The sequence below is a fragment of the Pseudomonas sp. MDT1-16 genome (assembly GCF_054898115.1).
Genome location: NZ_CM142717.1, coordinates 5366357 through 5390200, shown reverse-complemented (window position 1 = coordinate 5390200; position 23844 = coordinate 5366357). Strand labels below are relative to the sequence as shown.

Genomic DNA, 23844 nt, shown 5'->3' with positions numbered 1-23844 from the left:
TCAGACCGCATCCAGCTCCGGTTCATCCGCTTCAACGGTAACGGCAGCCTTCACCTCATCGTGTCGACGGATGTACTTCCAGTCCGCCTCGTCGATGTAGATCCCGTTCGGCCCGCTGCCACCTTCCAGGTCGATGGCGACACTGGCGCAGACCTGCGGCTTCACACTCGCCAGGATCGGCACGAAGCCCAGTTGCAAGCTGGTTTCCAACAGCGCTGCCTGGTTCTTTTCGTCGATGTCCGCCGCCTCGTCGAGGTAGTAAGGCAGGCGCACGCGACCGGCCTGATCGCGGTCCATCAAGTGCAGCAACAAGTACATGTTGGTCAGCGCCTTGATGGTCATGGTCGTGCCGTTGGAGGCGGCGCCATCGATGTCGGTGTGGATCACCGGCGATCCGTTGACCTTGGTGATCTCGAACGCCAGCTCGAACAAGTCCTTGAGGCCGAGCTGGTTGTGGTTTGCCGCCACCAGCCGCGCCAGGTATTCCTTGGCTTCTTCGTTTTTGTTGTCCTGATCCGCGCTTTGGCTCAGATCGAAAACCGAAAGGGTTTCGCCTTCTTCGTACTGGCCGGCGCTGTGGATGATCTGGTCGATGTGCTTGAGCGCTTCCCTGTTCGGCGCCAGTACGATGCGGAAACTCTGCAGGTTGGAGACCTGACGCTTGTTGATCTCGCGGTTGAACAGCGCCAGTTGATGCTCGAGGCTGTCGTAGTCGCTGCGGATGTTGCGCAGGGTCCGGGCGATGTCGGTCACCGCCGCACGGCGAGCCTTGCCAAGGGTCAGGGCTTCGTCGGTGCGGTGCGCATACGCGTTGATCAGCAGTTGCAGGCGACGCTCCATATCGTCTTCGCTGTCGAACTTGGCCACGCCCTTGAGGCGGACCTGAGCGTACAGCGCTTCGATCTGGCCATCGCTGCGCATCAAACCCTGCCAGCTGTCCTGATAGTCATTGAGCAGCGGCAGCAGGTTGTCCATGGAATCGTCGATCAGGTCCATGAACGGCGTACCGAACGGCAGGTCTGCCGGCAACAACTGACGGCGGCGCAGGGCGTCGTCGAGGGTGCGTTGCTTGGCTTCCATGTCGCCGATCTGCCGGCCGACCAGTTGCAGCTTGGCCGACAGTTGCTGGACGCGTTCGGTGAAGGCATCGCTGGAACGCTTCAACTCGTCCTGAGCCGCTTCCATCTGCGCCAGCTGCTCCAGCTTGTCGCTTTCCTCGGCGCTCAGTGTTTGCGCGCGGCGGAAATCTTCCAACGCTTTCTGCGCATCCAGCACTTGCTGGTACAGCGCTTCGGTCTGGGTCTTGCTCGCGGCGCGGTCGGCGGCCACGGCTTGCTGGGTTTTCAGTTGCTTGAGTTCTTTGTCCAGACGCTCTTTCTGATCGCGCAATGCCGCGCGGTCTGCCAGGGCTTGCAGCGCTGGAGGCTCGATGTGCGAGATGTCGATGGACAGGCCCGGCACTTCGAAGCGCTCGCCTTTGAAGCCGTCGAGGATCAGCTCCATGGATTTGACCCACTGACCGTCCTCGTCCAGCGTGATGCCATGCTCGCCCAGCGGCAGACTGAACAGCGCACTGTTGAACAGGCGCATCAGGCGCTCGACATCCTGTTGCGAGAATTCCTCGCGCAGACGGGCGTAGCTGTTGTTGTCGGCGTGATCGAGTTGCTGCTTCACCGACTTCAGGCGTTTTTCCAGATCCCGCAGGCGCTCTTCCAAATCTTCGGGGCTGAACTGCCGCGACTGCGCCAGCGCACCGGCCAATTCATCGTGTGCGTCCTTGGCCGCGAGCAGTTGCTGCTCAAGGACTTTGACGTCAGTAACCAACGCGAAGCGATGCTTGAGCACCGACAACTCGCCGAGCCAACGCTGGATGCCGGTGATTTCCCGTTCCAGACGCATCAGCTCCTGAGTGCCGCCGCGCTGATCGTTTTGCAGCGCGTCTTGCTCGTTGCGGTAGTGCTCGGCCTGAATCGTCAGCTCTTCCTTGCGCGCACTGGCGTAGTCCGACCAGGTCCCGAGCAGGGAATCGAGCAGCGGCGAGATCCGGTGCAGTTTGCCGCGCAGGATGTTGCGCTGGGTCACGCCTGCCGCAAGCGCTTCGACCAATGGGCCAGCGGTGACCAGCGAGTTGTAGTCCTGCTCCATGCGACGGACATCGCGGAAGGCTTCTTCGCACGCGGCAATGTAGTCGACGCTGCCGGAACGCAGGCTGTGTTCGAACGCATCGAGAAACAGCTGCTTGAGCTTGGCCGCCGTGATTTCACGCATGTGCAGCAGGTTGATGAACAGTGCGCGGAACGTCTTCAGGCTCTGTTCGCTGGTGGAGCGCAACGGGATCAGCGTCAAGTCGAGTGGGATCGACGTGTGACCGCCGACCAATAAACGACGCAGCTCATCAGGTTTGAGCTCGTAGGCTTTCAGGCCTTCGCGCTCAAGGTTGGTGAACAACTCTTTCTGACGCAGGCAGGTGTCATTTTTCTGGTAGTGGGCCAAATCCAGCTTGCCGGCGTAGGCAAAAAACTGGTGCCCGAAACCACCGCCCGGGCCGCGACCGACCACCCCGATCACGTGCGGACCGTGGGGCAGGGACACTTCGACCAGAATGTAGCTGGTGTCCGAGGCGAAGTAGAACCGCCGGGATTGTTCCAGGCTGTACTTGCCGAAACTCATGTCCGACATGCGCGCCAAAATCGGGAACTGCAGGGCGTTGATCGAGGCGGATTTACCGAGGTTGTTCGCGCCGTAAACCGACAACGGTTCTTCCAGCGGAAACAGGCCGAGGCTATAGCCGGCGGTGTTTAAAAGGGCGAAGCGGCGAATGCCGTAGCGTTCCTTGCTCATGCGTCGGTCTCCTGTTCTTCGGCGATGGCACGGGCCATGGCGTCTTCTTCGCTTTCTTCCGCGAAGTCACTAAGGTCCAGCGGGTCATCGGTTTCCAGGAGTTTTTCGTCGCTGTCGTCATCGATCAGCACTGGAACCGGCAGCGGCAGCACGCTGTGCAGGCTGGCCGCCAGATCGCGATCCTGCTGAACCGAGAGGCAGACATCGAGGAAACGGTGCATCGGCGGCAGGAAACGGTAGATGCCGTTTTCTTCGCCGGCGAAACCGAGCTGAGTCATGCGTCGCATGATTTTTTCTTCGAGTTCTTCGACGGTCTGCACTTCGGCCTGGATAAACAGGTCGCGGTACTTCTCCAGCAGCGACGGCAATTCATCGCGGCCGAGGCTGCCACCATCAAGCACGGCAACTGGATCGCGGCCCTGATCAGCCAGATGCTCGACGAGGATGAAGGTGAACAGCGCCAGACGCTGGGCAGTCTTGTTCACCGCGGCCGCAGCGAGGTCCGGCACGAAGTAGTAGAAGCCACGGGTGTCGCAGACCAGTTCAAAGCCCAACGCCTTGAACAGCGTGCGGTACTGGTCCTGGAAGTTCGACAGTTGCGCGTACAGCTCTGGGTCGCGGCGGCTGACGTGGTAGCCCTTGAACAGCTCGCGAAAGATCGGCGCCAGCTGGGACAGTTCGGATAGATCAAGTTGCATGGGGAGTACTTGCATAGGGTGTGCTCGCAGAATCCTCGGCGCTGTCGCGGGCCGAGAGCAGGGCGAAGGAGCGCAGGCTGACCTGGTGCTCGTGAGTGTGGTAATCGCGGCGTTCCAGACGCTCGCGGTTGAAGCGTTTTTCCCGCGACAGGCGCGAGAACCAGTAGAGCAATTCGTCGGTAGCGCCGTCCGGTTCCTGCTCCAGCAACCAGGTCATCAGGTCCGGCATCGGCAGGGCGTCTTCGCAGCGTTCGAGCATTTCCCGAACCGTGCGTGGCGCGCGCGGTGCTTCACCTTTCTGCGTCTTGTGGGCCTTGGGGAAGCGCGCCGGTTTTGGCTCGAAACGGGCCAACGCATAAACGTAGGCTTCGACCTGGCTGGCGCTGCCGAGAAACGTGCTTTGCGGTCGGGTAAACATTGGCATGGCGGCTTGCGGCACGGCATCAATACCTTTACGGCGGATGGCCGACAAGGCCAGTGCAGCGCCACGGGTCACGGCATTGTGCCGACGAGCTTCTTCACGCAACGGCAGCAGCAGTTCGCGGGCATGACGCAGGGTCAGCTGGGCGCTGGTCTGCATTTCGAGGATGCGTGCGTGGGTGCGCAGCAGCATGTCGTCATCGACCAGATGACCGAGGCGCTGCTGCTCGGTGAGCATCTTCAGCAGGACGTTTTCGACCTTGCGCACGCCTTGTTCGAAGGCGCCGTCGGCGTTCACCAACTGAATCATCGGCTCGACGTATTCGTCCCAAGTCGCAAGCACTTCAGCGTAACGCTGACGCAGCGGGATCTGCCGATCGCTGGTCTTCGCCCGCTCGGCGACGGCCACCAGGGCCTGCTCGTCGTTGGCGAGTTTCTTCAGAACGTCCCGTACGCGCATGTCGAGTAGGCGCAACTGGCGCGCCAGGTCGTGGCCATCACGGATGTCGAAGGCGTCCTGAATGTAACCGGCCAGACGCTCGAGGTGGCGCAAATAGGCTTCGATTTCCAGGCACAGGCCCAGACGGTGCTCACGGCGCAGGTAAGCGAGGAAGTCGTGGATCTGCGCGTTGAGCTCGAAACGGTTCGGGCTTTTCGCCACGGGAACCAGAATATCGAGGCGGATCCACACGTCCAACAGGCTGGTGATGTCCTGCGGCGTACTGTCCAGTTGCTGGGCGCCCAGTTGCGTACGCAGTTCGTTGAGGCTCAAGGTGCCTTGGTCGAAGTGCTCGCACAGTGGCTCCAGAAGTGCCCAGTGTTCAGCGAGGGCGCGCAAGACGCGCTTGGGTTCGATCATCGGAATGGCCGGCTTGTTGGCGATTAAAAGCCGCGATTGTACTGCATCGCAGGCGTGTCGATTCACTCTCGGGACGGACAGTTGGCTTTCTATCGATCAAGCGTGGGCGATCTTGAGCGAAGGGCGGTAGAATCACCGCACTTTAGTTATCCACAAGTGGCCGACCTTTGCTTATCGAGTCCCGTCGCCGCGCTTATTTGACCGCCATGCAGGTGGTCAACTGGCTGCCGCGCACCGAATTGCCCTTTGCAGCGCCCTCGCGCCCCGAACTGCTGGAGATGCCCGAGCCGTTGGTCGTTGCCCCGGTGGCGCCGGCTCCTGTGGCTGAGGCCCCCGTGGAACCCGTGGTCAAACCGGCCGAACGGGTGAAAATCGACGTGCCACGGCCATCGTTGGCCAGCACGCGCACGAACGCCAAGGTCGAAGAAGAGGCGGCTCCGGTCGCGGTCAAGGCGTCGGTCGTGCCGCCGCCGCGTTTCGCCCTGCAATTGCTGCGGGCCGGGCGCTGCCTGCTGTTGGTCGAGTTGCCCACAGGCGAATCGTTCCAGACCCGCGACCCCGCCTATTTGTTGCTCAAGGACATGCTGCGTGCCGCCGGTCTGCCGGACAGCCCGCAAATCGTCGGTGAGCCGGTGCGCTGGCCGTTGCTGGTTCGGGGCACCATGGATCAAGGCCCGGAAGCGGCTCGCGACTTCGTGCAAGGTTTTCTCTCGGCCCGGCTGGAAGACGCTCCATGCGTCTGCGTGTGGCTGATCGGCCTGCCGGCGGTGCGTTTCGCCGGTGAAGCGAACGCCGAATCCTTCAACCGTGAACTCCAGGTCGATGGCCTGGGCTCGGTCTGGGCCCTGCCGGGTCTGGAATTATTAATGGAAGAGCCACAGCGTAAGGCTGATGTCTGGCAAGCCATGCGTCGGCTGATGGCGCGCTGGAAAGAATCGAATGAGTGACGCTGTATCGTTCCGCCCAATGATCGAGGCGGACATGGACGCTGTACTGAAAATCGAATACGCGGCCTATAGCCACCCGTGGACCCGCGGAATTTTTCTCGATGGCCTGGGCAAGTACCAGATCTGGCTGATGTTCGAAGGCCTGCAGCAGGTCGGTCATGGCGTGGTGCAGATCATTCTGGATGAAGCGCATCTGCTGAACATCACCGTCAAACCGGAAAACCAGGGCCGTGGCCTGGGCTTGACGTTGCTGGAGCATTTAATGTCCCGGGCGTATGACGCCAAGGCGCGGGAGTGTTTTCTGGAAGTGCGAGACAGCAACCGTGGTGCGTTTAAGTTGTATGAGCGTTATGGGTTTAACGAGATCGGTCGGCGCCGGGATTACTATCCTGCCGTCGGTGGGCGCGAAGACGCCGTCGTCATGGCTTGCACTCTGGTCGACTGATGTATTGCTATTGTGGCAAGGGAGGCAAGCTCCCTCGCCACAGATCAACGATTACCGTCTATCGGATCGCGCTCCGCCATTTCCGCCTCATCCAGCCCATTACCACCGCCAATGTCGTCTTCATCGACAATGCTCAAATCCCAATCGGCCTGTTCGCCTTCGCCGGCCTCATGAGCATCGCGTGCGCCGTCTTCACGGATCAGATTTTCCGGGCTCATGTCGTCGTCGGTGGATTCATGGTCACTGGTCGAGGCCCCCGTCATGCCGGCTTCACGCACTCGATCCCGAGGCATCAGCCGCTCGCGCTCCGTTTCCGGCAGCTCGTCGCCGATTTTACCGCTGGGTGTTTCCTCGTCGAAATCCAGCTCATGCATCGATCCCATGCGGTCTTCGTTGTCATCGATGGGCTCGGGTTGCACCGCATCGTACGGACGTCGTGATTCAGTCATGGCAATTCCTCATACTGTGGGCCTTACTAGGGTGGACCTACTGGGCTGCTGAGAATTCCAACGACTCGCAACACCGGCAAATATGCATCGCGCACGTGACCCCGATGGACGGTTGTCTGTCAAACCAGCGCATCATTATCGAGGCTTCAAAGCATGAACGAATTACAAGATCTGATTGATAACAACGAACGCTGGGCCGAAGCGATCAAGCAGGAAGATCCGGACTTCTTCTCCAAGCTGGCCCGCCAACAGACACCTGAATACCTGTGGATTGGCTGTTCCGACGCCCGCGTGCCAGCCAACGAGATCGTCGGCATGCTGCCCGGCGACCTGTTCGTCCACCGCAACGTGGCCAACGTGGTGCTGCACACCGACCTCAACTGCCTGTCGGTGATTCAGTACGCGGTCGACGTGCTCAAGGTCAAACACATCCTGGTTACCGGCCACTATGGCTGCGGCGGCGTGCGCGCCTCGATGCAGGACCGTCAGCTGGGTCTGATCGACGGCTGGTTGCGCTCGATTCGCGACCTCTATTATGAAAAACGCGAAGAACTCGCCACGTTGCCCACCGAAGAAGAGCAGGTCGATCGTCTCTGCGAACTCAACGTGATCCAGCAAGTGGCTAACGTCGGGCACACCAGCATCGTACAAAACGCTTGGCACCGCGGACAGAACCTGTCGATTCACGGCTGCATCTATGGCATCAAGGACGGTCGCTGGAAAAGCCTGAACGCGACCATCAGTGGCTTCGAGCAACTGCCGCCGCAATACCGTTTGCGTCCGGTCGAGGCGTTGTAACGCCCTTCAACAGAGCGTTCGCCGACGCCAGTGCTGCAAAAACAACTGGCCGTCGGCGTTCGGCTGTTCATCGTAGCCGGTGATCCAGCCTCGGCAGTCGAGCGAGCCACACCGGCAGGCGAACTGATGCAGGAGTTTGTCTTCAGTGGCGGCATAGTCCATCGTTAGCTGTTCGCCTTTTTTGATGTCCTTTAGCGCCCATAACCACAGCTCGCTCATGTCGAGAAATACGTTAGGGTCGCAGGAGTGACGCAGCAGCCCGCAGAAGCGCGGGTCGTAGACATGGATGCCACGGGCCAGTTGTCGGGTATGCCGGCATCGATAAGGCAGCAGGTGCCCCGACGCCCGACAAATTCGGCTGATGCGTGGAAAGTCTCGAAGTGCTGCGACAGCTGCCGCCGATCCGTTGGCGTTGTCGATAATCTCGAAGTCGACCCTGGAGGGGAATCCAAGGCGAACGGGTAACTCCGCAAATGGATAAATCCCATCGGGTGGTTGCGCAAGAGTCCCGTGCAGGGCGTGGGTTTTCATAACGATCCTTGTCCGGCTGGGTGCTGCGAACTCTTTCAACTGACGATCCTGTCAGCTCTGCAACACTTGGGTGCGTCTCAAGCCTCTCGCAAATGAAACAGCGGGTCTACTGGCATAACTGACAGTAGACCCGCCGTTCATCGTTTTACAGATGCGGGGCAGGGATCGCAGTCGCGGGCACCGGGGCTTTCAGCTGTTTGAGCTGAGATTTGATCGGTGCCGTCGCGCACTTGGCCACGGCTTGTTGCGGCGTCAGGTTGCGGATCGAGGTATAGAACAGCTCGCAGGTTTTTTCTGGCTGGGCCACTTGCCAGGTTTGGGTGCAACTTTTCAGTTCAACGTCGGGATTACTGTCCGGTTGGCGGCCCATGGCGGCCTGCCAGCACGCGGCACTCAAATCCTGGCCCATGACTTTAAGGCCAGCCGCGTCGGCCTTGGCCTGGGCATCGTTGCCGGTATAGGTGTCCGGGTCGGCGGCGTACCAGATATAGCTTGGGTGGTTGGAACCCAGCACTGGCACTTTCACCCCGTCGCTCGGACTGATGCTGACCAGGCCCAGCACGGTCACGGTCGGCCCGTATTGCTGCTTGATCCAGTTACGCACTGGCGCGCCGAAGGCGACCATCGGCAATGCCGCACCGCTGGCGTTCTGGCTGAGTTGCTTGACCATGGTGGTCTGGTAGTCCTTGAAGTAGTCGTAGACACCTTCCAGATCCTTGCCTGCGTTGGACGGCGCGGCAATCGGTGCGATGTCGATGATGGTCTGGTAGCCCGGAGTCTGGTCGGCAGGGATTCCGTTGTCAGTCAGCAGTGTGGCCCAGCGATCGGTGGTGGCAGATCGCAGGTAATCCTGAGCCTGGGTCAACGAATAGTCTGGCGGGAAGTGCAACAGTTCAATGCTTTTGCGGTTTTCCAGGGCCATGCCCAGTGGCAGGAACAGATACCAGCTATAAGCCCACTTGCCATCGGCATTCAGCTTACTGGCGCCGGTGTAGGCCAGGTCGCCGGCATCGAGCAACGCGGCCAACGGTTTTTCATAGCCATCGGGTACGCCGCTGATTTCGGCGTAGAGCTGATCGTTATCGGTTTTGATCAGTACCTTCGCCGCGTTGTAGCCATCGCGCTGCACGCTTTGGGTCAGGTAATGCTCGACGGTCTGCTCCAGCGTCCAGTTGCGAAAGCAGATCACGTTGCAATTGTTGGGGTAGGCGAACAGGCGGGTGACGCGTTCGGTGCTGCCCAGCTTCAGGTCGACATCGGCATGGGCGGCGGCACTCAAGGTGAGGGCCGCGAAGGTGAGTCCTGCGAACTTGAACATGCTCAGATCCTTATCAGCGTGTGGGCCCTTAGCTTCGGGGGCGCATACATACTGAAACAGACTGCACCGAACAAGAAGTAGGGGTCGATAGAAATATCGGCCCTTCTTTGCGTTATGGCATCACCGGCGCCGTATACGTCAGCGTCGTCCCCAACGCCCACAGCAGAAACAGCACCAGCGGGGTGTGCACCAGCAGTTGCACGAACGAAAACCCGATCAAGTCCCGCGCCTTCAACCCGAGCACTCCCAGCAACGGCAGCATGTAGAACGGGTTGATCAGGTTCGGCAGGGCTTCGGCGGCGTTGTAGATCTGCACGGCCCAGCCCAGATGGTAGTTCAGGTCGGTGGCCACTTGCATGACGTACGGCGCTTCGATGATCCACTTGCCCCCGCCGGACGGGATGAAGAAGCCGAGGATCGCTGAATACACGCCCATCAGCAGCGCGTAGGTGTCGTGGGACGCGATTTGTACGAAAAAGGTCGAGATGTGGTGAGCCAGCGTCTGAGCGTCAGTGCCTTTGACGGTGGTCATCAGCGCGGCGATTGAACCGTACAACGGGAACTGGATCAGGACACCCGTGGTGGTCGGTACCGCGCGGGACACTGCGTCAAGGAAGCTGCGCGGGCGCCAGTGCAGCAGGGCGCCGAGCATGATGAACAGGAAGTTGTAGGTGTTCAGCCCGGAAATCGCGCTGATCGCAGGTTTAGTCGAGAACTCATGGAACAGCCACCCGGCCGCCAGCAGCACCAGCAAAATCGTCAGCAGCGGGCTGTGCTCCAGCCATTCGCCGGGGCGGGTGCGCGGTTGCAATGGCGGCATATTAAAGCTCGGATCGATTCCGCAGGCCTTGGCATCCCGGGCCGAGTTCGGGCCGGGTGCAGTGGCGTAGGCAATGACCAGCGAGATCACGATCAGTGCCAGCAACATCACGCCCGACTGCCAGAGAAAGATCGTTTGTGTGAAAGGAATCACGCCGGTGATCGACAGAATCGACGGCGGCAGGCTGGCCGGGTTGGCCTGCAATTGCGCGGCGGACGAGGACAGGCCCAAGGCCCACACTGCTCCGAGGCCCAGATAGGCGGCAGCACCGGCGGCACGGTAATCCATTTTCAGATCGGTACGACGGGCGAGGGCGCGCACCAGCAAACCGCCAAACACCAGCGACAGCCCCCAGTTCAGCAGCGAAGCGACCATCGAGATCAACGCAATCCAGGCCACGGCCGAGCGGCCGTCTTTCGGAATCCGCGCCAACCGGTCGATCAGTTTCACCGCCGGTGGCGAGCTGGCGACTACATAACCGCCGATCACCACGAAAGCCATCTGCATGGTGAACGGGATCAGGCTCCAGAAACCGTCACCGAAGGCCATGGCGGCGTCGATGGGCTTGGCGCCCATAAACAGGGTGGCCACGGCGACGATAATCACCGCCAGTGCGGCAAACACCCAGGAATCGGGGAACCAGCGTTCGGCAAAGCTTGAGCAGCGCAGGGCAAAGCGGGCAGAGCGGGTATCTTCGATATCAGCGGCCACGGGTGTACCTCGAATTTTTATGTTTGTTGTGATCCTCAGGGCCGCACACGCCCGTCTGGACAGCTGCCAACAGTAAATCAATCGACCTTTTTTGTGACGAAGTTTTACGAGTTTGGGACTTTGGTGTAACGGGTTGTCCGTTGGCGCGTTTGCGTAGACCATGGACGCCTTGGTTTTTTGCCTATGCCAGAGTTCTTTTCATGACTGCCAACATCCACTCGCGCCCGGCGCCGTTCACCCGCTCGGATTACAAGACCCTCGGCCTTGCGGCGCTTGGCGGCGCGCTGGAAATCTACGACTTCATCATTTTCGTATTTTTTGCACTGACCCTCAGCCAGCTGTTCTTCCCGCCAGAAATGCCGGAGTGGCTCCGTCTGCTGCAAAGCTACGGGATCTTCGCCACCGGTTATTTGGCGCGGCCGTTGGGCGGGATTCTGATGGCGCATTTCGCCGACCGACTGGGCCGCAAAAAGGTCTTCAGCCTGAGCATCCTGATGATGGCGCTGCCGTGCCTGTTGATCGGCATCATGCCGACCTACGCCCAGATCGGTTATTTCGCACCGCTGCTGCTGTTGACCCTGCGAATCCTCCAGGGCGCGGCGGTGGGCGGTGAAGTGCCGAGCGCCTGGGTGTTCGTCGCCGAGCATGCACCGGCCGGGCATCGCGGTTATGCCCTCGGTTTCCTGCAGGCCGGGTTGACCTTTGGTTACCTGATCGGCGCCCTGACGGCGACGTTCCTGGCACAGGCATTCACCCCGGCAGAAATACTTGATTACGCTTGGCGTTACCCGTTCCTGCTGGGCGGCGTGTTTGGCGTAATCGGCGTCTGGCTACGCCGCTGGCTCAGCGAAACCCCGGTGTTTATGGCCATGCAGGCCCAACGCGATGCAGCCGTCGAGCTGCCGCTGCGCACGGTCTTGCGTGAGCATCGTCTGGCCATGGTGCCGGCGATGATTCTCACCTGCGTATTGACCTCGGCGGTGGTGGTGTTCGTGGTGATCACCCCGACCATGATGCAGAAAACCTTCGGTATGACCGCCAGCCACACCTTCGCTTTGAGTGCCTTGGGCATTGTTTTTCTGAACATCGGCTGCGTACTCGCCGGGCTGCTGGTCGACCGCATTGGCGCCTGGCGCACGGTGATGCTCTACAGCCTGCTGCTGCCACTGGGCATCGGCGTGCTCTATACCTGCCTGATTATCGGTGGCAACTGGATCGGTCTGGCGTACGCGGTGGCCGGTCTCAGTTGTGGGGTGGTCGGCGCGGTGCCATCGGTGATGGTCAGCCTGTTCCCGGCGCGGATTCGTGTCTCGGGCATTTCCTTCACTTACAACATCGCCTACGCCGCCTGGGCGAGTATCACACCGTTGTTGCTGATCGGTCTGATGCCGTGGAGCCCATGGATCTGCGTGATCTTCTGCGCGGTGATGGGGGCTGTGGGTGTGAGCAGCGCCGCGTATTTCGGGACGCGGATGCCAAAAGTTGGAAGCTGTTCGCCTGCTGGCGCGATGTAATTGAAGGTAGGACCGTTCGTGTAGCAACTATTTTTGTATGGCAACTCTGAAACACGCTTCAGAAAATATCCCCAAGGCCGATGGTTAGGCTGCATACCGCTTTCTATCCCTGTCCATCGGTGTATCCCCATGTTCAACAAACGCTTGAAGCAGGAGCTGTCGGCTCTTCGCGAAGAACTCTCCAGCCTCCAGCAAGTGAAGGAAAGTCTGGAAAGCGAGATGTTGGTCCTGACCCTCGATACCGATGGGCGGATTCAATCGGTCAACCAGAATTTCCTCGGTGAGTTGCTCTACAAAAGCAACGACTTGATCGGCCGACACATCGAAGACATCGTCCCGGCCCATGTGAAGTCGGACGAATTCCACCACCGCTTCAAGGTCGCGTTGACCCGTGGCGAGCACTTTGCCGGCACGGTGCGAGTGTTGCGCGGCAATGGCCAGGAAGCCTGGCTGCGCTCGATCATGCAGCCGGTTCGGTCCGCGGACGGTCGGATCAAGCACTTCTCGATTTACTCCAGTGACCTGACCCGCACCATCGAGGCGTCCCGTGATCATGAGAACCTGATCGGCGCGCTCGTGCGCTCCACGGCGGTGATCGAGTTCGACCTCAATGGCAACGTGCTGGCAGCCAACGACCGGTTCCTCAGCGGCATGGGTTATAGCCTGGCGCAGATCAAGGGCAAACATCACCGCACCTTCTGCCAACCGGAGGATTACAACAGCGCCGCGTACCAGGACTTCTGGCGCCGCTTGAATGCAGGCGAGTTCGTCGCCGACCGTTTCAAGCGCGTCGACAGCCACGGTCGCGCGGTCTGGCTGGAGGCTTCCTACAACCCGGTGGTCGATGCCAACAATAAACTCTACAAAGTGGTGAAGTTCGCCACGGTGATTACCGATCAGGTCAATCAGGAGCGAGCCGTCGCCGAAGCGGCGAACATTGCCTACAGCACCTCGCAGCAAACCGACAGCAGCGCGCAGCGCGGTAACGCCGTGGTCACTCAGGCGGTGAACGTGATGCGTGACCTTGCCAGGCATATGCAGACCGCCGGCGAAGGCATCGAAGCGCTGAACGAGCAGTCGCTGGTGATTGGCACCATTGTCAAAACCATCAGCGGGATTGCCGAACAGACCAACCTGCTGGCGCTCAACGCGGCCATCGAAGCGGCTCGGGCCGGGGAACAGGGGCGTGGTTTCGCGGTGGTGGCGGATGAGGTCCGGCAATTGGCTTCGCGTACCAGCCAGGCAACCGATGAAATCGTCGGCGTGGTGCGTCAGAACCAGGACATGGCGCGCAACGCCGTGGCGCTAATGACCGAGGGCAAACTCCAGGCGGAGCAGGGGCTGGCGTTGGCGGCGGAGGCGGGCACGGTGATTGTCGAGATTCAGGACGGTGCACAGAAAGTGGTGAACGCGGTCGGGCAGTTTGCCAATCAGCTGGCAACTTGATACCTGCCATCCCGGTGGAAATCGCTACAATCGGCGTTTTCCCCAGGAGCAGCCATCATGAGCGTTTCTCACCGCCGTCCGGTTCCCTTGGCCAAGGCTCTGCAGCCGTAAGCAGCCGGCCTTTCACACCCAAACGTCATTCTGCGCAGTGAGCTCGCCACCTTCGTTGCCAGTGTTCAGCACACCCTTGGGTTCGATCAGCAGGAGTTTTACTTCCTGCTCGGCGAACGGTTTGTGCTCGACACCTTTTGACACCACATACATTTCGCCGGCGTTCACCAACACGTGGCCATCGCGAAAGTCGATACGTAATTGCCCTTCGAGCACGATGAAGGTTTCGTCGGTATCAAGGTGATCGTGCCAGATGAAATCTCCCAGAAGTTTCACCACCTTGAACTGGTAGTCGTTCATTTCGGCGATGACCCGAGGCGTCCAGTAGGGGCCGATTTTGGCGATTTTTTCTGCGAAATTCAGGCTTTCGTAAGCTTTCATGAAGCGGCTCTCGTGGTTGATCGTAAAGCCACGATAGCCCGCGCTTCGAGCATGCTTCTTGAACGATTGTGCGTGGCTCAGCGGCGGTGCATTTTCATCCAGCGGGCCGGCGACAGGCCGTAGGTTTTGCTGAACTGCCGGGTCATGTGGCTTTGATCGGTGAAGCCGGCGATCAGCGCGGCGCTGACCAGTGACTGGCCCTGGATCAGCAGCGAGCGGACCAGGTCGAGGCGGCGCATGGTCAGGTATCGATAAGGGCTGGTGCCGAACAACAGGCGAAAATCCCGCGACAGACTCCAGCGATCGCGACCGCTGTGATGCGCCAGTTCTTCCAGCGTCACGCTGCGATCCAGGGCGCAGTGAATGAATTCCCGCGCGCGTTCGGCGGCCACGTAGTCGAAGCTCTGGCGGGTGGCAGGCACGCCGGAAACGCAGTTCAAGGCTTGGGCCAGATCGAACAGCGCATCCTGTTCTTCCAGAGGATCTAGGGGACAATCGAGGCTTCGCAGCAGCACGGCGGTGGCGGTAAACAAACGTGGATCAGTCGACAGACCGGTCTTGATGAACGGCAACGGCTGCCCGCCGAGCATCTGCTGGATCAGCGCCGGTTCGATGTACATCATTCGGTACTGGAAACCGGTCTCGGTGCCGGCTTCGCCATCGTGAACTTCGTCCGGGTGCAGCACCATGGTCCCGCCCGGCAGACTGTGGCGCCAGCCACCGCGGTACTGAAAACTCTGCACACCGGCCAGTGTGTGGCCGATCGCATAGGTGTCGTGGCGGTGAAGGTCGTAGCCGTGGCCTGCAAAAAACGCCTCGAAACGCTGGAGCCCGCCGACGTCGGGCGCGCGGTGGAACCAGTCGATGGAAGGCGTGTGCTTGGCCATGGTGGTGTTGCCTTGAGCTCGTTGCGCAATACGTTACCCCAGTGACCAGCCGCCTGTCTGCTGCCGATGGAATCGCCCGGCGGGTAGAAAACCCCGGACTAATGTTGCAAGGTGTTGCATATTTCATAAGCCACGAAGGCGCCCCACATCATGGAATTATCCCACTTGAGCTACGCCGCTCCGTTGTTGTCGTTGGCGCTGTTATGGACGGTCGCGGTGGTGACGCCGGGGCCGAACTTCTTCAACACCGCACAACTGGCCGCCAGTTGCTCCAGACGCCATGGCGTTGTCGCCGCACTGGGCGTGGCCACGGGGACCGTGCTTTGGGGGGTGGCGGGTGGTTTGGGTATCAAGTCGCTGTTCAGCGCTGCGCCGACGCTCTATCTGAGTTTCAAGATTGCCGGCGGTTGTTACCTGATCTATCTGGGTTTGAAGCAGTTCAAGCAAAAAACGCCGAGTGTGCCGGGCGATAGCAGCTCGTTGAATGGGGCAGGTCGCACGCTGCTATCAGCTTATGGCCGGGGCTTTGTAGGCAACATGACCAATCCGAAGGCCGCGCTGTTCGTCGCAACAATTTTCGCCACTGCCATGCCGGCTTCACCGCCACCGATGTTGCTGGCGCTGGCCGTGTTGACCATGGCGACCTTGTCATTCAGTTGGTATTGCAGCGTGGCACTGCTGTTTGCCAGCTGTCGGGTCGCGGGTGCTTATGATCGTTCGCGTAAATGGCTGGATCGCTTTGCCGGCAGTTGCTACTTACTGTTCGGGGCGCATCTGTTAGCCAATCGTTGAGGAGTTCTGAATGAGCAAACTGCGGGTAGGCATTATTTTTGGCGGCCGTTCGGCTGAACACGAAGTGTCGTTGCAATCGGCGAAAAACATCGTCGATGCGCTGGATCGTTCGCGCTTCGAGCCGGTGTTGATCGGCATCGACAAGCAAGGCCACTGGCACCTTAACGACCCTTCAAACTTCCTGCTCAATCAGGAAAACCCGGCGCTGATCGCCCTCAACCGGTCCAACCGCGAGCTGGCCGTCGTGCCGGGCAAGGTCAGTCAGCAATTGGTGGAAACTTCCAGTCAGGAACTGCTGGGTCACGTCGATGTGATTTTCCCGATCGTCCACGGCACCTTGGGCGAAGACGGTTGCCTGCAAGGGCTGCTGCGCATGGCCGATCTGCCGTTTGTCGGTTCCGACGTGCTCGGTTCGGCCGTCTGCATGGACAAGGACATCAGCAAACGCCTGTTGCGTGACGCCGGGTTGGCGGTCACGCCCTTCGTCACCCTGACCCGCGCCACCGCGACGCGCACCGGGTTTGCCGAGGTGCAAGGCAAACTCGGTTTGCCGTTGTTCGTCAAACCGGCGAACCAGGGATCTTCCGTGGGCGTGAGCAAGGTGAATGACGAAGCCGAGTACGCGGCAGCTGTAGAGCTGGCACTGGGTTTCGATGAGAAAGTCTTGGTCGAGTCCGCCGTCAGTGGCCGCGAGATTGAATGCGCGGTGCTCGGCAATGAAGACGCCATCGCCAGCGGTTGTGGCGAGATTGTGGTGCGCAGCGGGTTCTATTCCTATGACAGCAAATACATCCACGCTCAAGCAGCGGAAGTCGTGGTGCCCGCCAACATTAGCATCGAGGCCAACGAACGCATTCGTGCCCTGGCCGTCGAGGCGTTTCAGGTGTTGGGCTGTTCGGGGCTGGCGCGTGTGGACGTGTTCCTGACCGAGAGCGGCGAAGTGCTGATCAATGAGATCAACTCGTTGCCCGGCTTCACCCGCATCAGCATGTACCCCAAGCTATGGCAGGCCACCGGTATGACTTACAGCGAGCTGGTCACCCGATTGATCGAACTGGCGCTGGAGAAGCATAAGGCGCGGCAGGCGCTGAAGATCTCTCGCTAGGCTGAATACAACAATAATTATTCGAGGAGACACGTCATGAAGGTCAGTGCACGTAACGTCTGGCTGTCGGCAGGGACGCGATCGCGCTGGTGAAGGCACCGTGGGTCATGTTGATGCATTTTCAAGAGTCAACTGGCACCTGATCAAGCCTGCTTTACCGGCTTGATCAGGCTCTGCGCGGGTATCCCGAATAGATCGTGAAGTTTCCAGATCATCGGAAGCGTCAATGCACGTTTGCCATTGAGCACTTCATACACTCGGTTTGTGCGACCAATGGCGGGTGCGAGGTCTGCAGCAGACAGGCCGGACTGCTCCATACGAAACTTAATCGCATCGATTGGATTGGGCAGGTCCACGGGAAATCGCTTCGATTCATAGGCTTCGATCAGCGTGATCATAATGTCGAAGTAATCACCCTCGGGGGTGCCAGGCTCTGGTTCGTTGTCGAACAACGCTGACATGTTTTTGAGGGCTGCACGGTAGTCCTCGTCGGTGTGAATGGGGCGAATGTCCATGGGTTACTCCATCTCGACGGTATCAGCGTCGACCGTGTCGTACTGCTTGTGAGTGCCGACAAATTTTATGTACACGGCGCCGAAGCGATAGGCCACAGCGACTACCAACCGAAAGTCATTGCCCTTGATGTTGAACACGACTCTGCGGCTTTTGAGAATACTGGCGGTAGCAAAGTGCGCCTTTATGTCCGTTGGCGCTTTCCACTCAGCATTTTTTGCCTCATCAATCCAGGCCAGAAAGGATTGTTCCGAGTCTGGGTATTTCTCCCAAAACCTTTTCAGCTGACTGATAGCGATGATTCTCATGGAGTGATCCTAGTCCCGTCGTGGGACTGATGCAAGTCTGTGGTGGCGCATCCGATGTGCGGAGGTGCAAGTTCGACTTCTGTAATCAAGCACTGCCGACAGCTGATTTGATGAGCTGGGGCAGACGCGGAACTGGGAAAAACTGATCTTCAAACTCTATCCAAGAAGCAGTCATCTGTGGGTAGGAAAAGGCGGCGCAAGATGGCCGATCAGTATTCGTTACCTATAAAAAAAGGCCTACCTCCCGGTAAGCCCTTGCTCATTCCTGCGTACGATTCAATCCCCCAACGCTGCTCCCTCACGCCGCGGGTCGGCCCCTCCCGCCAACGACGTTCTCCCCTGAGCATCCTTCACCCGAACAATCGCCTGGATCCCGCTGGTCATGTCGATCTCGTTGACGCTGTGCCCTTTGTCCTTCAGTGCCTGAATCAGCGCCGGGCTGAACTGCCCCTGTTCCAGTTCTGTCGGGCCGTTGCGGCTGCCGAAGTTGGGCAGGCTGATGGCGGCTTGTGGGTCGAGGTTCCAGTCGAGCAGGCCGATGGCGGATTTGGCGACGTATTCGATGATCTGCGAGCCGCCGGGCGAGCCGACGCTGGCGAGGAATTCGCCGCTCTGGCGGTCGAAAATCAGGGTCGGTGCCATGGATGAGCGTGGGCGCTTTCCGGGTTCGACGCGGTTGGCAACCTTCTGGCCATTCTCCTCGGGGATGAACGAGAAGTCGGTCATCTGGTTGTTGAGCAGGAAGCCCTGGACCATCAGGTGCGAGCCGAACGCGGCTTCCACGGTGGTGGTCATCGACACGGCGCCGCCTTCGTCATCCACCGCCACCACTTGCGAGGTGGAGATGCGCAGTGGCGAGCGATCCGGCGCGTAGGCGACCTGAATGCCAGGCGGGGTGCCGGGTTTGGCGGTGCCCATGCTGCGATCCCCGATCAGCGCGGCGCGGCTGGCCAGGTAAGTCGGGTCCACCAGACCTTTGACGGGGACGGGTACGAAGTCGGCGTCGGCCACGTACAGCGCGCGGTCGGCGTAGGCCAGGCGCTCGGCCTCGGAGATCAGGTGCACGGCTTCAGGCGTCGGTTCAATACCCGCAGGTTTGTTTGTCTTGACCGGCTTTAGTGGCGCTAGGGCAAAACGCGGGTCACGGGATTCCAGAGCCTGCAAGGTGCCGAGGATCTGCGCCACGGCGATCCCGCCCGAAGACGGTGGCGGCATGCCGCAGACCTGCCAGCGTTTGTAGTCGGTGCACAGCGGCGCGCGCTCCTTGGCGCTGTAGCCGTTGAGGTCGTTCAGCGACAGGCTGCCGGGGTTGGCGTGGCCCTGAACCTTGGCGACGATCTCTTGTGCGATGGGGCCTTTGTACAACGCATCCGGTCCTTCCTTGGCGATGCGTTTGAACACAGCGGCCAGTGCCGGGTTTTTCAGGGCCGTGCCGACGGCTTTCGGGCTGCCATCGGCATTCAAGAAGTAGCCCGCCATGTCCGGCGAGCGTCGAATGGACGAGTCCGAGGCGATCAACTGGTGAAGGCGTGGCGAGATGGCGAAACCTTGCTCCGCGAGTTTGATGGCCGGTTCGAACAGCTGCGCCCACGGCAGGTGACCGTGTTTCTGATGGGCCAACTCAAGTGCCCGCAACACGCCCGGTGTCCCCACCGAACGGCCGCCAATCTGCGCCTGGGTGAAGGGCATCGGTTTGCCGTCGGCTTGCAGGAAAAGCTTCTCGGTGGCACCGGCCGGAGCGGTTTCGCGACCGTCATAAGTGCGCACGGCCTTGCCATCCCACAGCACGATCAACGCGCCACCGCCAATGCCCGAGGATTGCGGCTCGACCAGCGTCAGCACGGCCTGCATCGCAATCGCGGCATCGATTGCCGAACCGCCCTGACGCAACATCTCCCGTCCGGCCTCGGCCGCCAGCGGATTGGCCGCGGCCGCCATGTGTTTTGAGGCGTATTGGGTCTGCAGATCGGCGCGATAACCCGAAGCGATTTCCGGCGCAACAGGCAACGTCGAAGTGGTCGGGGCGCTACAGGCTGCGAGGGTTAAAGCAGCAGCGATCAGCGAAAGGGCTGACAGGCGATAGTGGCTCAAGTGGAAGGCTGAGAACACGTGGGGGGCACTCCGTCCGTGGGAAAGATCAGGGGACTTTATCGGCCGACAGGGAGCGACGCAAACCAAGGCCTACAGCAAAGACACTTTCGTCCTTCATGAAGTGGAGGATTTTCTGTAGGGTCGAGGCAACAGACTGGCCAGAAGATCAACAAGAGGCAGACATGCAGACCGAGTTCCCCACACAGCCAAGTTACCGCACTCAGCGTGATCAATTCCTGGCCGCTGCGACCGCGGCCGGTGCGGCGCTGACCGAGTACCCGCATCCACTCAACGGGCCGTTCGGTGAGTCACTGAGCACCGATGTGGCGGTGCTTGGTGATCCGGGCGCGAAGCGTTTGCTAATTGCGCTGAGCGGCACTCACGGCGTTGAAGGCTTCTATGGTTCGGGATGTCAGATCAAGTGGTTGCAGGCGTTGGGCAAGCGTTCGTTGCCGGCCGATGTCGCGGTGGTGATGATCCACCTGATCAATCCCTGGGGCACTGCGTGGCTGCGTCGAGTCAACGAAGACAACATCGACCTGAATCGCAATCACCTGAACTTCGACCACGCATTGCCGGATAACCAAGCCTATGCAGCGCTGCATGAAATCTATGCCTGCACGGAGTTGCAAGGCCCTGAGCGTGATCGCGCCGATGCGTTGCTCAATGCGCAGATCGGCGAACACGGCTGGCCAGCGGTGATGTCGATTGTCGAGGGCGGCCAGCACTGTCATCCCGATGGTTTGTTTTACGGCGGACGGGCACCGAGCTGGTCGAACCGTACGTTGCATCAGATCCTTCAAAAGCATGTCTCCCATGCCGAAGTGGCCATGTGTTTCGACTTGCACACCGGCGCCGGAGAGTATGGTCATCCGATGTTGCTGACCATTACCGAGGCTGCCTATCCGGCGCTTGCGGATGCGCAGGCCATTTACGGCCCGTGGCTCTACACGCTGCTGACCGGCGCCGACACGCTGAGCGAAACCGGTGTTGCGGCCACCGCCACCGGCTACACCTCGCAGGCGTTGATCAATGCGCTGCCGCACGTACGGTTGATGCCGTTTGTGATTGAGTGCGGGACGTATCCCGGCGCCGAGGTTCATCGTCACTTGCGCGACGATCACTGGCTGCACCTGCACGGCAATCCAAATGATGGCGTGGGGCGCGCGATAAAACTGAATCTGCTTGAGCAGTTCTATCCCGCTGACAGCGACTGGCAGGCGATGGTCTGGCTGCGTACCTGGCAGATATGGGAGCGGGCGTTGTCAGCGTTGCCGGCGATTTGTTCCTGATGCGACTTATTGGGTGGCTCGGCGCGCTGTTTATGCGGGGCACTTTTTTCGAGGCATAAAAAAACGGCCTACCTTTCGGTAAGCCGTTTTTAGTACTTGGTGGCTACACAGGGACTTGAACCCCGGACCCCAGCATTATGAATGCTATGCTCTAACCAACTGAGCTATGTAGCCAAGTGGCGCGCATTATTGGCTCGTAACGATGATGTGTCAAGCGTAAATCTAAAATATTTCTCTACGCTTTCAACCGCTTATCCACCTGAGCCGAAAAAACGCGCCAGGGGAGGGCGTCAACTGAGCTGAAATCTCCCGGTATTGGCACTCAAGGCCTTGCTGCCTTGACTCAAGGTGTCCGCCGCCAGGTTCACCGCCCGCGCGCCTTCGAGCAAGCGTACCGCCGCCTGATCGACTTGCTGGATGTTGCCGCTGACTTCGTCGGCGGTGGTCGCTTGCTCGTCGACCGCTGTGGCGATCTGCGCCAGCGTGTCGGTAACGCTTTGCACGGCATCGGCAATTTCCCCCAACCGTTCGCCCAGGCCAGTGACGGCTTCAGCGTCGGATTGAGCCTGACCGCAGGCGGCTTCCATCAAGCTTACCGCTTCGTTCACTGTGTTGCGCAAGCTGTCGACTGTGCCGGCAATCTGCGCGGTGGAGGACTGGGTGCGTTGTGACAGGCTGCGCACTTCGTCGGCCACCACCGCAAAACCGCGACCTTGCTCACCCGCGCGAGCGGCCTCGATGGCGGCGTTAAGTGCCAACAGATTCGTCTGCTCGGCAACCCCGCGAATGGTGTCCACCACCAATTGAATCTGCTGCCCCTGCTCACTGACCCGACCCAGTGCTGCGGCGGTGTCGTTCAAGCGCTGATTGAGTTGCTGAATGCTTGCCGTCGTGCGCTGGCTGTCACGGCTGCTGTCGGCGGCGATGCGCTGGGTGTGCTGAGCGCTGCCGGAGGCCTGCTCGCAACTCTGGGCAACCCCTTGCGAGGTGGCGGCCAATTGTGTGGCGGCCGCGGCGATCTGGCTGATCTGCAACTGCTGAGCTTCGACTTCCCCCAAGGCACCGCTGGAGTGATGGTTGAGGGTGCGCACCGCGTTGCTCAGCTGCAAGGTTTCATGATCGACCCCCAGCAGACTATTGCGCAGCTGCACTACCGCAACATTGAGGGCGGTGCTGATGGCGGCCAGTTCGTCGCGGCCCTGCACCGGTACTTGAAGGCTCAGATTGCCGTCACGCAAGGCTTCGGCCAGCAGGGTGATGCCGCTGGCGCTGCGACGGATCGAGGCCTGCAAGCAGATGAACAGGTACAGCGCGGCCAAGAGCAGACAGCCAAAAATTGTCGCGACGAGGATGAACTGGCGAATGGCCGAACCGTGGTAGTAATCCAGACGCTGATCCAGCGACACCAGCGACTGCTGACGCAACGAAGCGAAATCGGAGAGCAGGGCGTCGAGATTGCGTTCGAACTCTTCCGGCTTGAGCTTGATGCTGCCGCCGAACACGCCGTCATCGAGGGCTTTCAACGCGGCGTCCAGGTGCTTGAGGCTGTCATGGTATTGCCCGGACCAGGCTTGCAACGCGCTGGGCAGCCGCGCCTCCAGCAGGCTCGCGGTTTTGACAAGCTGCTCCCTGGCATCGCCGATGCGGCTGCGCAAGTCGCGCAATTGCAGACGGCTTTGCAGAGTGAACTGTCCAGACACCACTGATGCCTGACCGACGCTGGCGAGGCGGCCGACTCGTTCAATCAGGTCGGGTGCGTGCTGCGTGGAAATCTGGGTCAGCAGATAAGTTTCCAGCCACGGCGCGAGGGTCAGGCGAGTATCCATGGCGATCTGCTCGCGCAAGGCTTGCAGGGCACTTAAGGCATTGGTGAACCGATCGTAACCGTCCGGCCACCAACCGACGCTGCTCAGGCTTTTCGAGTCCAGGCCGTTGAGGGTGGTTTGCAGGGTTTGATAACGGGCCAGGGTTTCGCCCTCGGCGCCTTCGGTTTGCAGCGCGTTGCCGAGGTCCGAGGTGGCTTGGGCGAGGGCTGGCTGAACCGCATCGAACGCGGCCATCGCCGCGATAGTCGCTGGCGTCGGCTGGCGATTGGTTTCTGTGGCGCGCCAGCGAGCCGCGCGGTCACGCTGGGCGGCGAGCAGGTTATCGAGAGCATCCAGGGCAAGCAGTTGCCGAACCCCGGCACGTTCGCCGGAGATCAGGTTCAGTTTGTCGCGATAGTCCTGACCGATCATCCACAGACTGCCCGTCAGCGGCAGGATAAACAGCAGGAACAACAGCTGAAATTTGCGTGCGAAGCCAAAACGCCCCAGCAACCCGATCCCCGGTGATAAAAAAGCTTGCATGCCCCAAAACTCCTCTGGACACCACGCACCATCGGCGTGCGTCGAGACCGTTGCGGCCGCGACGTGTGCCCTTATAAAAGGCCTCGAAAGTTCACCCTCGTCAGCTCTGTAGGCCGACTCTGTGGCGAAACTTCCCATTCTCGGTCCCCTTTGTAAGGGGCCGCGGTGAAGCGGATTACAGAGGCAAGATTCAGACCATGGCGTTGCGCTATCACCTTT

The 23844-nt window shown here is 60.2% G+C and carries 21 protein-coding genes, 1 tRNA gene and 1 pseudogene; 9 read left to right on the top strand and 14 right to left on the bottom strand.

The window, feature by feature from the left end:
• Genes mksF through mksB form a run of 3 tightly spaced genes read right to left on the bottom strand, consistent with a single transcriptional unit; the run spans nucleotide 1 to nucleotide 4818 of the window.
• Entirely contained in the window at nucleotides 1-2841 is a 2841-nt protein-coding gene (gene mksF, locus ACYZT3_RS24885) for an Mks condensin complex protein MksF (protein ID WP_462030954.1), read from the bottom strand.
• Nucleotides 2838-3539 carry an Mks condensin complex protein MksE gene (mksE, locus tag ACYZT3_RS24880; RefSeq protein WP_309677891.1) on the bottom strand — a complete coding sequence of 234 codons (702 nt, stop codon included), beginning with the start codon at nucleotides 3537-3539 and terminating at the stop codon, nucleotides 2838-2840. The genes mksF and mksE overlap by 4 nt, the downstream gene beginning before the upstream one ends.
• Complete coding sequence (gene mksB / locus ACYZT3_RS24875) at nucleotides 3529-4818, bottom strand: Mks condensin complex protein MksB (RefSeq protein ID WP_282378765.1); 1290 nt, start codon at nucleotides 4816-4818, stop codon at nucleotides 3529-3531. The genes mksE and mksB overlap by 11 nt, the downstream gene beginning before the upstream one ends.
• 206 nt (nucleotides 4819-5024) lie before the next feature.
• On the opposite strand from mksB, the gene ACYZT3_RS24870 reads away from it, so the two are divergent.
• Nucleotides 5025-5765, top strand: a complete 741-nt coding sequence (locus ACYZT3_RS24870) for an energy transducer TonB (RefSeq protein ID WP_462032423.1) — start codon at nucleotides 5025-5027, stop codon at nucleotides 5763-5765.
• On the top strand, nucleotides 5758-6210 hold the full coding sequence (gene rimI, locus ACYZT3_RS24865) for a ribosomal protein S18-alanine N-acetyltransferase (protein ID WP_449643107.1): 453 nt from the start codon (nucleotides 5758-5760) through the stop codon (nucleotides 6208-6210). Before ACYZT3_RS24870 ends, rimI begins: the two co-directional genes overlap by 8 nt.
• 44 nt (nucleotides 6211-6254) lie before the next feature.
• Here the strand turns inward: rimI and ACYZT3_RS24860 are convergent, their stop codons facing one another.
• The gene (locus tag ACYZT3_RS24860) at nucleotides 6255-6659 is read right to left on the bottom strand and encodes a serine kinase/phosphatase (protein WP_282378771.1); all 405 of its coding nucleotides are present in this window, start codon (nucleotides 6657-6659) and stop codon (nucleotides 6255-6257) included.
• 153 nt (nucleotides 6660-6812) lie between these two features.
• Between ACYZT3_RS24860 and can the strand changes: the two genes are divergently transcribed.
• Complete coding sequence (gene can / locus ACYZT3_RS24855; RefSeq protein ID WP_282378773.1) at nucleotides 6813-7457, top strand: carbonate dehydratase; 645 nt, start codon at nucleotides 6813-6815, stop codon at nucleotides 7455-7457.
• Between the two features lie 6 nt (nucleotides 7458-7463).
• Here the strand turns inward: can and ACYZT3_RS24850 are convergent, their stop codons facing one another.
• The 3 genes from ACYZT3_RS24850 to ACYZT3_RS24840 all read right to left on the bottom strand — a co-directional run bounded on the left by ACYZT3_RS24850 (nucleotide 7464) and on the right by ACYZT3_RS24840 (nucleotide 10837).
• Entirely contained in the window at nucleotides 7464-7988 is a 525-nt protein-coding gene (locus tag ACYZT3_RS24850) for an SET domain-containing protein-lysine N-methyltransferase (protein WP_462030953.1), read from the bottom strand.
• A 145-nt stretch (nucleotides 7989-8133) separates the two neighbouring features.
• Nucleotides 8134-9306 (bottom strand): hypothetical protein, encoded by a 1173-nt coding sequence (locus ACYZT3_RS24845; protein ID WP_282378778.1) that lies wholly within the window; start codon nucleotides 9304-9306, stop codon nucleotides 8134-8136.
• Between the two features lie 112 nt (nucleotides 9307-9418).
• Nucleotides 9419-10837, bottom strand: coding sequence for a short-chain fatty acid transporter (locus ACYZT3_RS24840; protein WP_462030952.1), 1419 nt, complete (start codon nucleotides 10835-10837; stop codon nucleotides 9419-9421).
• 200 nt (nucleotides 10838-11037) lie between these two features.
• On the opposite strand from ACYZT3_RS24840, the gene ACYZT3_RS24835 reads away from it, so the two are divergent.
• From ACYZT3_RS24835 to ACYZT3_RS24825, 3 genes and pseudogenes are all read left to right on the top strand, one after another.
• Nucleotides 11038-12351 (top strand): MFS transporter, encoded by a 1314-nt coding sequence (locus ACYZT3_RS24835; RefSeq protein ID WP_282378782.1) that lies wholly within the window; start codon nucleotides 11038-11040, stop codon nucleotides 12349-12351.
• 129 nt (nucleotides 12352-12480) lie between these two features.
• A pseudogene (locus ACYZT3_RS24830) lies at nucleotides 12481-13209 on the top strand (PAS domain-containing protein); the annotation flags it as partial.
• Nucleotides 13189-13797 (top strand): methyl-accepting chemotaxis protein, encoded by a 609-nt coding sequence (locus ACYZT3_RS24825; RefSeq protein WP_462032422.1) that lies wholly within the window; start codon nucleotides 13189-13191, stop codon nucleotides 13795-13797. The pseudogene ACYZT3_RS24830 and the gene ACYZT3_RS24825, both read left to right, overlap by 21 nt.
• Before the next feature lie 123 nt (nucleotides 13798-13920).
• Here the strand turns inward: ACYZT3_RS24825 and ACYZT3_RS24820 are convergent, their stop codons facing one another.
• Both ACYZT3_RS24820 and ACYZT3_RS24815 read right to left on the bottom strand, forming a co-directional pair.
• Entirely contained in the window at nucleotides 13921-14289 is a 369-nt protein-coding gene (locus ACYZT3_RS24820; RefSeq protein WP_462030951.1) for a cupin domain-containing protein, read from the bottom strand.
• A 77-nt stretch (nucleotides 14290-14366) separates the two neighbouring features.
• Complete coding sequence (locus ACYZT3_RS24815; RefSeq protein ID WP_462030950.1) at nucleotides 14367-15176, bottom strand: AraC family transcriptional regulator; 810 nt, start codon at nucleotides 15174-15176, stop codon at nucleotides 14367-14369.
• Nucleotides 15177-15326: 150 nt separating this feature from the next.
• On the opposite strand from ACYZT3_RS24815, the gene ACYZT3_RS24810 reads away from it, so the two are divergent.
• The gene (locus ACYZT3_RS24810; RefSeq protein WP_462030949.1) at nucleotides 15327-15968 is read left to right on the top strand and encodes a LysE family translocator; all 642 of its coding nucleotides are present in this window, start codon (nucleotides 15327-15329) and stop codon (nucleotides 15966-15968) included.
• A 10-nt stretch (nucleotides 15969-15978) separates the two neighbouring features.
• Nucleotides 15979-17073: a D-alanine--D-alanine ligase gene (gene ddlA / locus ACYZT3_RS24805; RefSeq protein WP_282378787.1), complete on the top strand. Its 1095-nt coding sequence runs from the start codon at nucleotides 15979-15981 to the stop codon at nucleotides 17071-17073.
• Nucleotides 17074-17216: 143 nt separating this feature from the next.
• On the opposite strand, the gene ACYZT3_RS24800 is transcribed toward ddlA, so the two are convergent.
• The 3 genes from ACYZT3_RS24800 to ggt form a co-directional block, all read right to left on the bottom strand.
• Complete coding sequence (locus tag ACYZT3_RS24800) at nucleotides 17217-17588, bottom strand: helix-turn-helix domain-containing protein (protein ID WP_282378788.1); 372 nt, start codon at nucleotides 17586-17588, stop codon at nucleotides 17217-17219.
• 3 nt (nucleotides 17589-17591) lie between these two features.
• A complete protein-coding gene (locus ACYZT3_RS24795; protein ID WP_282378790.1) occupies nucleotides 17592-17894 on the bottom strand; it encodes a type II toxin-antitoxin system HigB family toxin in 303 nt (100 codons plus the stop codon).
• A 276-nt stretch (nucleotides 17895-18170) separates the two neighbouring features.
• On the bottom strand, nucleotides 18171-20003 hold the full coding sequence (gene ggt, locus ACYZT3_RS24790) for a gamma-glutamyltransferase (RefSeq protein ID WP_282378792.1): 1833 nt from the start codon (nucleotides 20001-20003) through the stop codon (nucleotides 18171-18173).
• Between the two features lie 164 nt (nucleotides 20004-20167).
• Here ggt and ACYZT3_RS24785 point away from each other — a divergent pair, with 164 nt between their 5' ends.
• Nucleotides 20168-21277: a DUF2817 domain-containing protein gene (locus ACYZT3_RS24785; protein ID WP_282378794.1), complete on the top strand. Its 1110-nt coding sequence runs from the start codon at nucleotides 20168-20170 to the stop codon at nucleotides 21275-21277.
• Nucleotides 21278-21374: 97 nt separating this feature from the next.
• Here the strand turns inward: ACYZT3_RS24785 and ACYZT3_RS24780 are convergent.
• Both ACYZT3_RS24780 and ACYZT3_RS24775 read right to left on the bottom strand, forming a co-directional pair.
• A tRNA-Met gene (locus tag ACYZT3_RS24780) sits at nucleotides 21375-21451 on the bottom strand.
• A 116-nt stretch (nucleotides 21452-21567) separates the two neighbouring features.
• The gene (locus tag ACYZT3_RS24775) at nucleotides 21568-23625 is read right to left on the bottom strand and encodes a methyl-accepting chemotaxis protein (RefSeq protein ID WP_462030948.1); all 2058 of its coding nucleotides are present in this window, start codon (nucleotides 23623-23625) and stop codon (nucleotides 21568-21570) included.
• Nucleotides 23626-23844: the final 219 nt, after the last annotated feature.

Coding starts and splice junctions, on each gene's coding strand:
- rimI (WP_449643107.1), top strand. CDS start 5,758: ATGAGTGACGCTGTATCGTTCCGCCCAATGATCGAGGCGGACATGGAC.
- mksE (WP_309677891.1), bottom strand. CDS start 3,539: ATGCAACTTGATCTATCCGAACTGTCCCAGCTGGCGCCGATCTTTCGC.
- mksF (WP_462030954.1), bottom strand. CDS start 2,841: ATGAGCAAGGAACGCTACGGCATTCGCCGCTTCGCCCTTTTAAACACC.
- ACYZT3_RS24845 (WP_282378778.1), bottom strand. CDS start 9,306: ATGTTCAAGTTCGCAGGACTCACCTTCGCGGCCCTCACCTTGAGTGCC.
- ACYZT3_RS24800 (WP_282378788.1), bottom strand. CDS start 17,588: ATGGACATTCGCCCCATTCACACCGACGAGGACTACCGTGCAGCCCTC.
- can (WP_282378773.1), top strand. CDS start 6,813: ATGAACGAATTACAAGATCTGATTGATAACAACGAACGCTGGGCCGAA.
- mksB (WP_282378765.1), bottom strand. CDS start 4,818: ATGATCGAACCCAAGCGCGTCTTGCGCGCCCTCGCTGAACACTGGGCA.
- ACYZT3_RS24820 (WP_462030951.1), bottom strand. CDS start 14,289: ATGAAAGCTTACGAAAGCCTGAATTTCGCAGAAAAAATCGCCAAAATC.
- ACYZT3_RS24775 (WP_462030948.1), bottom strand. CDS start 23,625: ATGCAAGCTTTTTTATCACCGGGGATCGGGTTGCTGGGGCGTTTTGGC.
- ACYZT3_RS24860 (WP_282378771.1), bottom strand. CDS start 6,659: ATGACTGAATCACGACGTCCGTACGATGCGGTGCAACCCGAGCCCATC.
- ACYZT3_RS24815 (WP_462030950.1), bottom strand. CDS start 15,176: ATGGCCAAGCACACGCCTTCCATCGACTGGTTCCACCGCGCGCCCGAC.
- ACYZT3_RS24835 (WP_282378782.1), top strand. CDS start 11,038: ATGACTGCCAACATCCACTCGCGCCCGGCGCCGTTCACCCGCTCGGAT.
- ACYZT3_RS24850 (WP_462030953.1), bottom strand. CDS start 7,988: ATGAAAACCCACGCCCTGCACGGGACTCTTGCGCAACCACCCGATGGG.
- ACYZT3_RS24810 (WP_462030949.1), top strand. CDS start 15,327: ATGGAATTATCCCACTTGAGCTACGCCGCTCCGTTGTTGTCGTTGGCG.
- ACYZT3_RS24870 (WP_462032423.1), top strand. CDS start 5,025: ATGCAGGTGGTCAACTGGCTGCCGCGCACCGAATTGCCCTTTGCAGCG.
- ddlA (WP_282378787.1), top strand. CDS start 15,979: ATGAGCAAACTGCGGGTAGGCATTATTTTTGGCGGCCGTTCGGCTGAA.
- ACYZT3_RS24785 (WP_282378794.1), top strand. CDS start 20,168: ATGCAGACCGAGTTCCCCACACAGCCAAGTTACCGCACTCAGCGTGAT.
- ACYZT3_RS24795 (WP_282378790.1), bottom strand. CDS start 17,894: ATGAGAATCATCGCTATCAGTCAGCTGAAAAGGTTTTGGGAGAAATAC.